At 40.8% G+C, this 12,769-nt stretch carries 13 protein-coding genes and 1 pseudogene; 11 read left to right on the top strand and 3 right to left on the bottom strand.

The window, feature by feature from the left end; all coding sequences use genetic code 11:
• Nucleotides 1-46: 46 nt before the first annotated feature.
• A complete protein-coding gene (locus M3206_RS11195; protein ID WP_251312610.1) occupies nt 47-958 on the top strand; it encodes an SDR family oxidoreductase in 912 nt (303 codons plus the stop codon).
• 455 nt (nt 959-1,413) lie between these two features.
• Nucleotides 1,414-1,650, top strand: a pseudogene (locus M3206_RS11190) (chitobiase/beta-hexosaminidase C-terminal domain-containing protein); the annotation flags it as partial.
• A 38-nt stretch (nt 1,651-1,688) separates the two neighbouring features.
• Here the strand turns inward: M3206_RS11190 and M3206_RS11185 are convergent.
• Nucleotides 1,689-3,227, bottom strand: a complete 1,539-nt coding sequence (locus M3206_RS11185) for an ATP-binding protein (RefSeq protein WP_251312608.1) — start codon at nt 3,225-3,227, stop codon at nt 1,689-1,691.
• Between the two features lie 393 nt (nt 3,228-3,620).
• On the opposite strand from M3206_RS11185, the gene abc-f reads away from it, so the two are divergent.
• Nucleotides 3,621-5,351, top strand: coding sequence for a ribosomal protection-like ABC-F family protein (gene abc-f / locus M3206_RS11180; protein WP_251312607.1), 1,731 nt, complete (start codon nt 3,621-3,623; stop codon nt 5,349-5,351).
• Nucleotides 5,352-5,665: 314 nt separating this feature from the next.
• Nucleotides 5,666-6,649, top strand: a complete 984-nt coding sequence (locus tag M3206_RS11175; protein WP_251312606.1) for a bile acid:sodium symporter family protein — start codon at nt 5,666-5,668, stop codon at nt 6,647-6,649.
• Between the two features lie 94 nt (nt 6,650-6,743).
• Here M3206_RS11175 and M3206_RS11170 read toward each other — a convergent pair whose 3' ends face one another.
• Nucleotides 6,744-6,941, bottom strand: coding sequence for a hypothetical protein (locus M3206_RS11170; protein WP_251312605.1), 198 nt, complete (start codon nt 6,939-6,941; stop codon nt 6,744-6,746).
• Nucleotides 6,942-7,151: 210 nt separating this feature from the next.
• Here M3206_RS11170 and M3206_RS11165 point away from each other — a divergent pair, with 210 nt between their 5' ends.
• Genes M3206_RS11165 through M3206_RS11155 form a run of 3 tightly spaced genes read left to right on the top strand, consistent with a single transcriptional unit; the run spans nt 7,152 to nt 10,171 of the window.
• Nucleotides 7,152-8,426, top strand: coding sequence for an ammonium transporter (locus tag M3206_RS11165; RefSeq protein ID WP_251312604.1), 1,275 nt, complete (start codon nt 7,152-7,154; stop codon nt 8,424-8,426).
• Between the two features lie 27 nt (nt 8,427-8,453).
• Complete coding sequence (locus M3206_RS11160) at nt 8,454-9,446, top strand: DUF294 nucleotidyltransferase-like domain-containing protein (protein WP_251312603.1); 993 nt, start codon at nt 8,454-8,456, stop codon at nt 9,444-9,446.
• Nucleotides 9,443-10,171 carry an exonuclease domain-containing protein gene (locus tag M3206_RS11155; RefSeq protein ID WP_251312602.1) on the top strand — a complete coding sequence of 243 codons (729 nt, stop codon included), beginning with the start codon at nt 9,443-9,445 and terminating at the stop codon, nt 10,169-10,171. The genes M3206_RS11160 and M3206_RS11155 overlap by 4 nt, the downstream gene beginning before the upstream one ends.
• 34 nt (nt 10,172-10,205) lie before the next feature.
• Here M3206_RS11155 and M3206_RS11150 read toward each other — a convergent pair whose 3' ends face one another.
• Nucleotides 10,206-10,520, bottom strand: coding sequence for a MerR family transcriptional regulator (locus M3206_RS11150; RefSeq protein WP_251312601.1), 315 nt, complete (start codon nt 10,518-10,520; stop codon nt 10,206-10,208).
• 208 nt (nt 10,521-10,728) lie between these two features.
• Here M3206_RS11150 and M3206_RS11145 point away from each other — a divergent pair, with 208 nt between their 5' ends.
• The 4 genes from M3206_RS11145 to M3206_RS11130 all read left to right on the top strand — a co-directional run bounded on the left by M3206_RS11145 (nt 10,729) and on the right by M3206_RS11130 (nt 12,585).
• Nucleotides 10,729-11,298, top strand: coding sequence for a nitroreductase family protein (locus tag M3206_RS11145; RefSeq protein ID WP_251312707.1), 570 nt, complete (start codon nt 10,729-10,731; stop codon nt 11,296-11,298).
• 190 nt (nt 11,299-11,488) lie between these two features.
• Nucleotides 11,489-11,671 (top strand): alpha/beta-type small acid-soluble spore protein, encoded by a 183-nt coding sequence (locus tag M3206_RS11140; protein WP_251312600.1) that lies wholly within the window; start codon nt 11,489-11,491, stop codon nt 11,669-11,671.
• Nucleotides 11,672-11,778: 107 nt separating this feature from the next.
• Nucleotides 11,779-11,928, top strand: coding sequence for a hypothetical protein (locus M3206_RS11135; protein WP_251312599.1), 150 nt, complete (start codon nt 11,779-11,781; stop codon nt 11,926-11,928).
• A 21-nt stretch (nt 11,929-11,949) separates the two neighbouring features.
• Nucleotides 11,950-12,585, top strand: coding sequence for an FMN-dependent NADH-azoreductase (locus M3206_RS11130; protein ID WP_251312598.1), 636 nt, complete (start codon nt 11,950-11,952; stop codon nt 12,583-12,585).
• The last annotated feature ends 184 nt before the right edge of the window (nt 12,586-12,769 follow it).

Raw genomic sequence — 12,769 nt, 5'->3', positions numbered from 1 at the left:
TTTAAAGGATAAACTAAAGATAATTTAAAAGAGGAGCGGATGCAAATTGAAACCACTAGAAGGAAAAATAGCACTTGTAGCCGGCGGTACAAGAGGGGCCGGACGAGGGATTGCAATGGAGTTAGGAGCTGCGGGAGCAACCGTTTATATTACGGGAAGAACGACACGTAACGAAACTTCTGAATATGGAAGACCTGAAACGATTGAAGGAACGGCCGATCGCGTAAATGAATTAGGTGGGATAGGAATCCCCATGCAGACAGACCATCTCGTACCCGAGCAAGTGAAAGCGCTGATCGAAAAAATTGAAAAAGAACAAGGCAGACTCGATATCTTGGTCAATGATATATGGGGCGGAGAAAATCTTATTGAGTGGGATACACCCATTTGGAAACATTCACTTGAAAAAGGGTTGCGCATGCTGCGTCTTGCTGTAGATACACACCTTATCACTAGCCATTATGCACTTCCGTTATTAATAAAAAATGAAGGCGGACTCGTGGTTGAGATGACGGACGGGACAAAAGAATACAACGATAAAAACTATAGAGTATCCATGTTTTATGATCTAGTGAAAACGTCTGTGATCCGAATGGCAAAATCTCTTTCGCATGAGCTTTCTCCTTACAAATGTACAGTGGTATCTGTATCACCAGGCTGGATGCGTTCAGAAATTATGCTTGAGATATTTGGTGTAACCGAGGAAAACTGGAGACAAGGAACAGAGAAAGACCCGCACTTTGCCATCTCAGAAACACCAAGATTTGTGGGAAGAGCTGTGGCAGCCATCGCACAGGATGAGTATCGGCATGAAATGAATGGTCTATCTTATTCAAGTGGAGAACTTGCAAAGAAATATGACTTTTATGATCTGGATGGATCACAGCCAGATTGCTTTCGGTATTTAGTAGAAGTAGTGGAAGCCGGGAAACCAGCAAATACAGAAGGGTATAGGTAAGAAATTAGAAAATAGCTGAAGTAATGTTCTTCTGCTATTTTCACTATATTTTGGTAAAATGAGAAAAAAGATTGGAGGAGGGATTACCAATTAAATCATATCGTTTAATCTTTATTAGCTCTTTGGTCTTTAGTCTTATTACATTCCTCGCTCCTGTAATTATTTCTATCTTTTCTACCTTACAACTCGGAAAGCTTAATTTCGAAAATTTCACCGTATCCTATGTTAATTTACCGGTGCATATCAGTGACCATCTCATAATGGCATATAAGATTTTAATGGGTATCAGTTTTTTGCTGTCTTTTATTTCAGTTAGGTTGTTCATCGGTCATAGGCGATTCTTTAGGCTATCCATCTTATCTTTGGTTATGAGTATTTTTTATCCCATTGGGTGTTTTATCTTTCTCTTAATGGCTTTTATATTTGGCTGACTCTTAAAAAATCCCGTAGAAGTAAACTTTAAAATGAGTGAGCCTGCAACCATCTACTATACACTGGATGGTTGCCGTCCAACCTATGATTCTCCTAAACTACAGTTGAGTGGTACTCGTGAAGGGGCGGAGTCATTACTCATTGATAGGACAACCACGTTAAAATGGTTCGCAGTGGATGCGTGTGGAAACATAGAGAACAACTATAACCCAGTTGGTACAAAGAAAAACTATCGTTCAGAGACGTATGTCATCAAATAAAAAAACGATGTCCCCGGTTGTTCTGGGGGCATCGTCTTTTAATTATGTGATGAACTGTATGTATGATGAAGTGTGTTCCTGATTAATGGCAAGCATATATCGAAGGTTGTTCCTTTACCTACTTCACTTTTAACAGAAATATTGCCATTATGATTCTGGATGATCTTATAGCTGACCATCAACCCGAGGCCAGTACCAGTGGCTTTTGTGGTATAGAACGGCTCACCAATCTTTTTCACTTGCTCTTCTGTCATGCCTACGCCGTTATCCTCGATTGAAATTTTAACTTGGTCTTGAATGAGTGATGTGGAAACCCGGATGATACCGCCGTTCGGCAGTGCTTCCATCGCATTTTTGAATAAGTTAACAAAAACCTGAGTAAGCTGATTCTTTTCTCCATGCAACGTAATGTCTTCTTCATTAAATTCATGTTGGATGACTACGCTTTTTAAATTCGCTTCGGCTTCTAGGAGGTAGATTACTTTTTTTAGAATCTCTGTTAAGCTGCACTCCGTAAAGTAGATCGCATGCGGTTTCGCCAGCACCATAAATTCACTGACGATATAGTTGATCCGGTCGATTTCCGTCAAGATGATATTTGAATACAGGGCTCTTTTGTCTTCACTTGTTTCCTGAAGCACTTGGACCATCCCTTTGATCGTCGTGAGAGGATTACGGATTTCATGGGCAAGGCCAGCTGCCAGTTCCCCTACTAGAGAGAGCTTTTCTGATTTAAGCAGCATTTCTTCCGTTTTCTTTTGCTCGGTTATGTCATATTGGATGGAGATGTGTTTATATGTCTTGCCATCGTAATTCAAATAGGGAATGATCGTCGCATCTACCCAATAGAGAGACCCGTCTTTCGCTTTGTTGCAGATCTCTCCCTTCCACACTTTTCCCTGTTGAATGGAATGGATAATGTTATCTAGATATTCTTCTGTATGATAGCCGGATTTGAAAATCTCACCGTGATCTTTTCCGATCAACTCGTCACGAGAGTATTTTGAGATTTTACAGAAATGGTCATTCACATAGGAAATGATGTTATTCTGATCTGTTACAGCGAAAATCGTTGCCTCATTTAAGGCGAATTTAAAATCCTTCAATTCTTCTAACGTTATAATTAAGTCTTCATCCGTTTCGTTTTGATATGTATTTTTCGTATAGTTAGTGGTCAACGAATTTGTGGCATGATCGAGTAATGGATCAATAACCTTTAAGATTTCGAGGAGCGCTTTTGAAGATACGGTGTTATCCTTTATTTCTTTTTCTAAAACGCTCAAGATGAGACTTCGGGTATAGAAGACCGAGTTTAAATAATAGGTCAGCGAGTATTCATGTGGGACGTTTTGCTTTTTTAAATCTGCCCAATCCTGAATATCAGCCTGAGCTTTTTCATAGTTCTCACTTAAAGCATAACCGAGATACTCGAAGAGCTTGCTGCGCCATTCGATCATTTCTTTCCTGTCAGGTTCAGGTGAATGATTCCTTAGCTGATGAATCTCAGTTATCTTGTTTGCTAGCAGTTGGCTGCGCATCTGCAGCATATAACCGAATAAACTTACATCTGTGTTCACGATTCTTTCACCTCTTGACAAAATTTGAATATTATTCCTATTAGACAATTAGATCTAAAAACCCTTTAATTTTAATCTAATTGACAATATAGTATTGCCAAAATATACTGTAACTGTAAGAAGTCAAAAGGGAAAGGAAAGGTACTACGCTGATGTGGAAAAATCTTATTTTCTTAGGCTAACTCATAAATAGTGAGACCTGGAGAATAGGATCAGTCTGCCCATTTTGCGTATACAAGTACCACAACCCAAATGTGACTTCACACAAAAACATGTTGTTTTTTGTGTTTGTTTGGATATGTACTAAGCAAATTTGCAGTAAAAACCTCTCTGGTCTCCAGGGAGGTTTTTTGTTTGCCTCCTGTTTATAAATAGATAACGAGGTGAGACTGCATGACGACGGTATTACAAGTAAAGAATCTGCAGAAAAAATTTGGAGAACGAGAAATTATAAAAGGAATCAGTTTTGAAATCAGACAAGGGGAGAAAATCGGTCTTGTTGGCTGGAACGGAAGCGGGAAAACCACACTTGTGAACATGCTGATGGGAAGAGTGGCATACGATAGGGGATCGATCACAACGTGGCCATTAAATCTGAAGATGGGCTACCTGCCGCAATCCACAGATTATACGCTGAATGTTGAAGATGAGCTAACGCATTCAGCGGAAGAGCTTTTTCAGACGAGCAAACGTCTGGGCCTTCATAAACAAATTATTGAAAATGAAGAGTTTCAGCATCTTAGCGGCGGAGAGCGGTTAAAGTTATCAATCGCGAAGATCTGGGCGAACCACCCAGAGTTCTTGATCCTCGATGAACCCACGAATCATCTGGACCTTCAAGGGATCAACTGGTTGAAAGAAGAAGTGAGCCGCTATGATGGAGCCGCTCTTATCATTTCGCATGATCGTCGGTTTCTCGATCAAACCGTTAATAAAATTTTTGAGATTGAAGATGGAAAACTGAACATATATGATGGGAACTACTCCGCTTATCGAAGTGAAAAAAAACGCCGGTATGAACAACAGAAACGTGAATATGAAAAACAGCAGAGAAAAGTGGCGATGATCGAGGAGCAAGTAAGCGTCATAAAGAACTTTGCCGAAAAAGCCCATAAACAAGCAGGTAAAGGAGGCACACTTTCTGAAAACAGACAGATGGGTCTTAAGCAGTTCGAACGGGCAAAGGCGAAGAAAAAGGATAAGCAGGTGAAGTCCAAGCTGAACCGATTGAACCTAGAATTGTCCAAAAAGGGTGTTGAAAAGCCTAAAGAAGAGGCAGACGTGTTCTTTCATTTTGATTCGGCCGGAAAAAGAGGAAAGAGGCTGATTGAAATTCGGGGGCTGACAAAACAATACGGTGAAAATCTTCTATTTGAAAAGAGCCATTTTTACATCAAGCATGGTGAACGGATTGCGCTCATCGGTTCGAACGGAGCAGGAAAGACGACTTTTATTAAGATGCTGCTTGAAGAAGAACCTGTAACAAAGGGTTCTATCTGGAAAAGTGAATCGATGAAAATCGCATACCTGTCACAGGATGTAAGTGACCTTCCTGAAGACATGAACGTCTATGAGTATCTAGAGTTAGAGGAGCGGGACCGTGTGAGAAGAGCAGAAACGATCTTTGCGAACATGGGCCTCGATCACGCGAAACTTTCAAAGCCGATCTCTCATTTTAGTTTAGGAGAACGTACACGCGTGAAGCTCGTAGGGATGATCCTTCAAGACTATGATGTTCTGATCCTGGATGAACCGACAAACCATCTAGATTTGCCAAGCCGGGAGCAACTGGAAGATACATTGAACGAATTCAACGGCACCCTCATGATCGTGTCGCATGACCGATTCTTTGTGGAGAAGCTTTGCGATAAACTGCTCGTCATCGAGAATAAGCAAATCCATCGCTATGAGATGGGGCTGAAAGAATATGAGGATAAGAAGGCTGAGACGACAGGTCAGTCAGATCGGAATATAGCCGACGAACTGGTGTTGGTCGAAAATAAAATAACCGAGTTGCTCGGTAAGATCAGCTTCTGCAAAACAGGAACCGATGAATACCTAGAAGTTGATCAGGAGCTGCAAGCATTCATGAAGAGAAAGAGAAAACTGATGGAAGAATTGTAGTTTTTAGCAGCCAGCTCAATTTTGAGTTGGCTTTTTTGTGTTTGGGATTTGTACATTCGGAAAGTTTGTTTTGTTAGTTAGTGGATTGATAACCGCAATTTACGAGGGTATTTAGCGGATAATGAACGGATGTTGTCCGATGTATAAATTCCACTGTACAAAAATACAGCGCGCGCGACTGTACAAAAATACACTATCACCGTCCAATTTTACATTTTGAGGAAGCCTCACCAAACAATTTTCAACTTTTAGCTGAATATATATTGAAATTTCTGATAACTAGTTTATACTCTCATAAAAGGAGAGTGGGAACCATGAGTTTTCTAGAGAAAATAAGTAAAGCAGCAGGCAGTACATTTGCAGTTTGGGTGATTCTTTTTGCCATCCTAGCCTTTTTTGTTCCAGGTGGATTCACATGGATCGCTCCTCATATTGCCTTGTTGTTGGGCATCATCATGTTTGGTATGGGACTAACGTTATCGCTCGGTGACTTTAAGGCCGTTTTTCAACAGCCAAAAAGTGTAATGATCGGAGTGATTGCTCAATATACGATCATGCCGCTCCTAGCATTTGGACTGGCAGTCGGTTTCCGTTTAAGTCCTGAAGTGGCAGTAGGCGTGATTTTAGTTGGGTGCTGTCCAGGCGGAACCGCATCAAATGTCATGACGTTTCTTGCGAAAGGAAACACAGCCTTATCGGTTGCGGTAACCTCGGTATCTACCTTGTTAGCGCCGATTCTAACACCAGCATTAACGCTAGTGTTTGCGAGTAAATGGCTTGCCGTTTCAGCGGGTGATCTGCTTTTATCCATCGTACAGATCGTGCTCGTGCCTATCGTTTTAGGGATTGTGGTAAAAGTATTGTTCCGCAAACAGGTTGAAAAAAGCATTACGGTCCTGCCGCTAGTTTCCGTTGTTGGAATCGTAGCCGTTGCCGCAGCTGTAGTAGCAGTTAATGCCGAAAAGATCGCTGAAACAGGTCTTTTAATATTCTCTATTGTTGTCCTTCATAATGTGCTCGGACTTTTGATCGGCTTTTTGATCGCGAAAGCATTAAAGCTAAACTTTGCTGATCAAAAGGCGATTTCGATAGAAGTGGGCATGCAGAATTCAGGATTGGGTGCTGCTCTAGCAGTGGCTCACTTTTCACCCCTTGCCGCTGTCCCGAGTGCGATTTTCAGCGTATGGCACAACATCTCAGGTCCACTCTTAGCGACGTGGTGGGGAAAACGGGCAGAAGAACACCCTGCACAAAACGCCAAAAACGAACTGCATGAAGCTGAAGTTAAAACCCTGTAATCATTTCGTTCATAATCCTCCTCATACATTATCCTCATATTCAATAAAAAGGGAACTCTCCATAAAGGAAGTTCCCTTTCGCTTTGTAATAGAATTATTTGAAAATGTCGAGCGGGATCGTGCCTTTTTTTACAGCAAGTGATTTGATCTTCTGAACATCCTGATTCTTCTTAATTTCCCCCATGAATTTCTCATATGCCTCAGGTACTGAAGGAACTGTATATACCACACGATGCAATCTGTTTTCAATGGCAGCTTCAACGAGAAATAAATCAAAATGATCCTTATTCAAGATTGAACCCCCTTCTTATTTCAGAATAATAATAACTTCTCTCTATAAGCAGACAGTCCTTTTTCTATAAATATTTGTAATAGAAAAGTAAAGAAAAGTGACTTAAAGATGCTCATTCAAAAACCATGTCAGATTTCCTTACATGAAAGTAGAATCTGCGCCAGAACCGTATAGAATGAAAGAAATATCACTTACAGGGGGCGTCCTAAAATGGAAGGAATCTTATTTTCATTGAATAGTGTCTGGCTGATGCTTGGTGCACTACTCGTCATTTTGATGCAAGGGGGATTTATCCTGCTTGAAGCAGGATCAACTAGAATGAAAAATGCCGGTCACATTGCCGGAAAAACAGTCTTTACGTTTGGGTTGGCATCGATCGTATTCTGGGCAGTTGGCTACGGATTTATTTTTGGAGAAAACGCAAATTTCTTTGTTGGTTTATCGGACTTTTTTTATTCTGGTGAACAATTAGGTGACATGCCTTATGCCACAGCAGCGTTTTTCCTTTTTCAGCTCGCTTTTGCTGGCATCTCCTTAACCATCGCATTTGGTGGTTTCGCTGAGCGCGCTAAGTTATCTGCATATGTCGTATTCGCGATTCTTTTTTCAGTAGTCGTTTATCCAGTTGTTGCACATTGGATCTGGGGTGGCGGATGGTTAGCTGAACATGGGAAGCAAGACTTCGCAGGTTCGACCGTCGTTCACTTAACAGGTGCGATGGCAGCATTCGCGGCAACAGTCTTACTCAAACCGCGCATTGGGAAGTTCAATAAGAACGGTACCGTTAACAACATCTTTGGTCATAATCAAGTCTACACAGCACTTGGGGTAATCGTTCTATGGGTAGGCTGGTTTGGCTTCAACGGCGGCAGTACGCTTGTAGTAGATGATGGCTTTTTTGGATTTGTTGCTCTTAACACGAACATTGCTGCTGGTGCGGGAGCAGTAGCTGCGCTTATCATTTCATGGGTTGTGCTTGGGAAATCAGATATCCCCACGATCTTAAACGGTGCACTTGCGGGGCTCGTAGCCATTACAGCATCCTGTGCTTTCGTGGAAACATGGGCGGCCGTTGTGATCGGATTTATAGCGGGAATCTTAGTTTTCTACAGTGTAAAGTTCTTCGACAGGTTGAAAGTGGATGATCCAATTTACGCGTTGTCCGTTCATGGAGCTGCAGGAATCTGGGGCACATTGTCGACGGGACTGTTTGCTACACCAGAACTCGCAACAGTCGGTCAGCCGGGATTATTTTACGGAGGTGGATTCTCGCAGCTTGGTGTTCAGGCATTGGGTGTTTCTGTTTCCGCGGTCTACGCCTTTGGAGTTTCTTTCGCCATTTTATTTATTATGAAAAAAGTGATGAAAGGATTGCGTGTGAGTGAAGAAGAAGAAATTATAGGTCTAGACGTAAGTGAGCACGGCACCTACGGTTATCCTGAAGCATTTATTACAAATGAAAAAACGAATAAAATCGCAAATTAAACAGTGTTAAGCATTGGGGGCGCCTCAATGCTTTTACACGATTGGAAGTGTTTTTTTATGTCCTATACCGAAATCAAACAATGGCGAGACAGCCAAATTGAAAAAATAAATGACTCCAACGAATTAAATGCCTTTCACGATTCCCTCATGAAAAGGGTGTTTGATTCAGCTCAAAAGAAAATGGGTCGACCACCTTGTAATTATGCTTGGTTTGTCATGGGCAGTGCAGGCAGGTATGAACAGGCGATCATCAGTGACCAAGACCACGGTATCGTTTATGAGCAAGATGGCGAGGAGTACGCCGCTTACTTTATTGCCTTTGGAAAGGAATTAGCGTTTGGATTGAATGAAGCGGGTTATCCTTATTGTGATGGTAAAGTGATGAGTTCCAATCCTGTCTGGTGCAAATCTAGAGTGAGCTGGGCACAACAGCTCAGAGGATGGCTTAATGAACGAAGCTTTGAGAGCTTGCGGTACTTGCTGATCTTTTATGATGCGAGGGCGTTGGAAGGAGAGAGGGAATATCTTCTTCAATTAAAGGAAACGGTTCATGACACCATCAAGAATAAGCCCGAACTTCTAGAACGTTTTTTAGAAAATACGATACACACGAAAAAAGCAGTCGGCTTTTTCCATCAGTTTCTACCTGAAACTCATGGTTCGCATGCCGGGAGCATTGACATTAAGCAGTCTGGATTCCTGCCCTATGTGAATGCAGTACGATTATTAGCGCTTAAAGAAAACGTAGAAGAAGTTTCGACACTTTCTAGGATGGAAGCTTTGTCACAGCTACCAAAATACAGCCATAACCTGCTAGCATATAAAAGTGAATTTGAGAAACTGCTTCATTACAGGCTTTTGTTTCATAAGACGATGAAGGAAAGTTATGATGATATTCACTATCTGAACATAAAAGGGTTAAATAAGAATGAAAGAAAAGAATTAAAACAGATTTTAAAATCAGGACAAAAACTCCAGGAGTATACACAGTCAATCATCAAAGGATTGATGAGTAAATGAGAATCAATCCATTCATTCAGTTTATGAAACAGGTACATGGCAAGATCAATCCGGGTGTTTATGCCTCGTTGCAAGGGCAGTCAAGTGCTCAGCACATGGCTTTTTTGAGACAACTTCAAAAAGAAGTGAAAGTTGAAGAAAGTCTGGATATTCCGCTGAACGAACTGAATGCTGTTGTATTCGACCTCGAAACAACCGGTTTTTTCCCCGATAAAGGAAATGAGATTCTTTCGATTGGTGCTGTAAAAGTAAAACATGGAAAAGTAGTCGATGAAGAAAGCTTTTATTCATTGGCCAAATGCAATACTGAACTGACCCCAGAGATCAAACAGTTGACAGGTTTAAAGGAAGAAGACTTTGAGAATGCACAAACTTTATCAAACGTACTTATCGATTTTTATAAGTTTGTAAAGGGGGATGTCCTAGTGGCTCATCATGCAAGCCACGAAAAAAGCTTTCTGCAGCATTTCAACTGGAAACTATTCAGAACGCATTTCAAGCATAGAATCGTGGATACGTCTTTTTTATTAAAAATTGCAGAACCAGATTCAAATGTAATCCGATTGGAAGATTGCTGTGAACATTGCGGAATTCCAGTAAAAGACCGGCATCATGCATTAGGGGATGCGAAGATGACTGCCGAACTTTGGTGTCAATGCGTGGATAAGATTCAAGAGCAGGGTTGTAAAACGCTGCGTGATGTATATGAAAAGCTATCAAAATAAGACAGCCGGAAACCTGTAGGGTAAGCCAGCTGTCTTATTTTCTTATATTAAACTGTGCGTTGATCTGTCCGCGTATCATCTTGTTTCGTTCTTCACGCTGCTGTTTTCTCTTCATTTCCTTTTTAATCTCAAAGGTTTGGACGCCGTCTTCTATCCGATTTGCAATCTCCATCAACGTTTCCACATCAGAGAAAGAATATTTTCGTGTGCCCCGATCGGTCCGTTCAGGAAAGATCAGCTTTCTTTCTTCGTAATAACGAATCTTCCGTTCTGACAAACCAGTGAGCTCTCGAACGATACCGATCGACATAACTTTTTTGTGTTTATACGACGTTTTATCATCAGACATCGATGTTACCTCCCTTTTAAGAATGAAGGAAAAGCAATTTATCTACTATTTTTCAGAATTTTGTTACTTATTATATCATAATCATGTTAGGATTCCTTACATTATTTTATGTTTATCGTTTAAAATGGTGATTACTTCCTATTTTTTTATGTATTCTAGATATCGGAAGGTCAGAATACTTCTATTAGGGAGGGGAGTGTTGGCCATCATGGATCTTACAGAAGCCATTAAAACAAGGAGAAGTATAGGCAAAGTAAAAGATGATCCGGTTTCTTCCGACGCTATTAAAAAAATTCTTGAAGCAGGAACATATGCACCGAACCATTACCGAACTGAGCCTTGGCGTTTTTTTGTGTTAATAGGGGATAGCAGAAAAAAGCTCGGAGGAGTATTAGAAGATATCGCCCGGCTTGAAAATGTAGATTTAGTGCCGGATGAATGGAACAAAAAAGCGGAAAAAGCGAGGAATAATCCCTTAAGAGCTCCTGTCATCATCGCGGTAGGTGTGGAACCTGGAGATAAGAAGAACGTTATGATAAAAGAAGAGTATGCAGCAGTCTGCAGCGCGATTCAAAACATGCTGCTTACCGCGCACGCATTAGGTTTAGGAGCGATTTGGAGAACAGGGGGCGCAGCGTATCATGAAAAAGTAAAAGAATTTTTTGGGCTAACACCAAAAGGAGAAATGGCTGGCTTTATCTATATCGGGTACCCTGATTTAACGCCAAAAGCCGTAAAGAAAACTGACTTTGAAGATTACACAGTATGGATGAATTAAAAAGAATATTAGTTAAATGTTCAGTGAAAAATTAAGAGTATAAATGAGTGTTTGCCATTAGTTTCACAGGAACGATTGTTTTTTCAATCGTTTCTTTTTATATTTCTTAACAAATACTACCTCTTCCTTGTATGTATAAGAAAAAAAGAGGGTGGAACTATAACTTTAATAACACAAGGAGGTGAAAATAATGCCTAACAACAACCAATTAGTAGTACCAGGTGCACAACAAGCTATCGACCAAATGAAATATGAAATCGCTTCTGAATTCGGTGTAAACCTTGGAGCAGACACTACATCTCGTGCAAACGGATCTGTAGGTGGTGAGATCACAAAGCGTCTTGTAGCTCAAGCTCTTGGTGGCCGTAAATAATTGAATAACATGGCTAAGGCTATCTGTTAAAGCAGATAGTCTTTTTGTAATAAAGAGTAAATGAATAGGTGTAAATATAGGGTATAAAATAAGTGGGGGGTGAGTGTATGGTGGAAAATAAACCAGTTCATTATGATGGAAGCTTGCCAAGCACAAGGGAAACAGAGCAAGAAGTGATAACAGAGCCGTTTGAATTAACGGATAAAGTGAGAGCGAAGATCAGCGGAAATCCTTATTTGCATGAAACCAATGAATAAATGAAAGGTCAGGTTCATTCTATGACAAGAGTTTTATACATAACCGCACATCCTCATGATGATACTATGTCTTACAGCATGGCGGTAGGCAAAGTATTTATCGAAGAGTACAAACTTATTAATCCCGATCATGAAGTAGTGAACGTGGATCTCTATAAAGATGATATTCCTCCAATCGATGTAGATGTTTTCAGTGGTTGGGGGAAACTTCAATCAGGTAAAGGATTTGACGAACTGTCTTCAGAAGAAAAGGCAAAAGTGGGAAGACTTTCAGAGTTATGTGATCAGTTCGTCTCAGCCGATAAATATGTCTTTGTTACGCCATTGTGGAACTTTTCGTTCCCGCCAGTAATGAAAGCTTATATCGATTCAGTCGCCGTTGCAGGGAAAACATTTAAATACACAGAGCAAGGGCCGGTTGGTCTTCTAACGGATAAAAAAGCAATACACATCCAAGCGCGCGGAGGCATTTATTCCGAAGGACCTGCAGCAGGAATGGAAATGGGACATCGCTACTTAAGCATCATCATGCAATTTTTCGGTGTTCCCTCATTCGAAGGGATTTTTATCGAAGGACATGCCGCAATGCCTGACAAGGCCGATCAAATAAAGGAAAACGCCATCGCACGAGCCAAAGACGCAGCGCATACCTTTTAAGAAAAATCATATCTGAATTAAGAAAGAAGCAATGGGCTGGGTCCTATTGCTTAAGTATGGACTTCTGTCAATAAAGTGGAGATAAATTTTGTGAGAAATATTCAATTGAGTCCCATTCTTAAGGGATTTTCATATGAACATCAATGAGCCTCTTCACAGAGGCTTTTTATTATGGGCGCTTTAT

Source organism: Fictibacillus phosphorivorans (genome assembly GCF_023715845.1).
Classification (GTDB): Bacteria; Bacillota; Bacilli; order Bacillales; family Fictibacillaceae; genus Fictibacillus; species Fictibacillus phosphorivorans_D.
The sequence above is the reverse complement of the archived record's forward strand: the minus strand, read 5'-3'. Positions and strand labels throughout refer to the sequence as shown.

Bases quoted from the DNA above. Each gene is read 5' to 3' on its own strand.
- abc-f (WP_251312607.1), top strand. From the start codon at position 3,621: ATGACGACGGTATTACAAGTAAAGAATCTGCAGAAAAAATTTGGAGAA.
- M3206_RS11175 (WP_251312606.1), top strand. From the start codon at position 5,666: ATGAGTTTTCTAGAGAAAATAAGTAAAGCAGCAGGCAGTACATTTGCA.
- M3206_RS11165 (WP_251312604.1), top strand. From the start codon at position 7,152: ATGGAAGGAATCTTATTTTCATTGAATAGTGTCTGGCTGATGCTTGGT.
- M3206_RS11160 (WP_251312603.1), top strand. From the start codon at position 8,454: ATGCTTTTACACGATTGGAAGTGTTTTTTTATGTCCTATACCGAAATC.
- M3206_RS11155 (WP_251312602.1), top strand. From the start codon at position 9,443: ATGAGAATCAATCCATTCATTCAGTTTATGAAACAGGTACATGGCAAG.
- M3206_RS11150 (WP_251312601.1), bottom strand. From the start codon at position 10,520: ATGTCTGATGATAAAACGTCGTATAAACACAAAAAAGTTATGTCGATC.
- M3206_RS11145 (WP_251312707.1), top strand. From the start codon at position 10,729: ATGGATCTTACAGAAGCCATTAAAACAAGGAGAAGTATAGGCAAAGTA.
- M3206_RS11140 (WP_251312600.1), top strand. From the start codon at position 11,489: ATGCCTAACAACAACCAATTAGTAGTACCAGGTGCACAACAAGCTATC.
- M3206_RS11135 (WP_251312599.1), top strand. From the start codon at position 11,779: ATGGTGGAAAATAAACCAGTTCATTATGATGGAAGCTTGCCAAGCACA.
- M3206_RS11130 (WP_251312598.1), top strand. From the start codon at position 11,950: ATGACAAGAGTTTTATACATAACCGCACATCCTCATGATGATACTATG.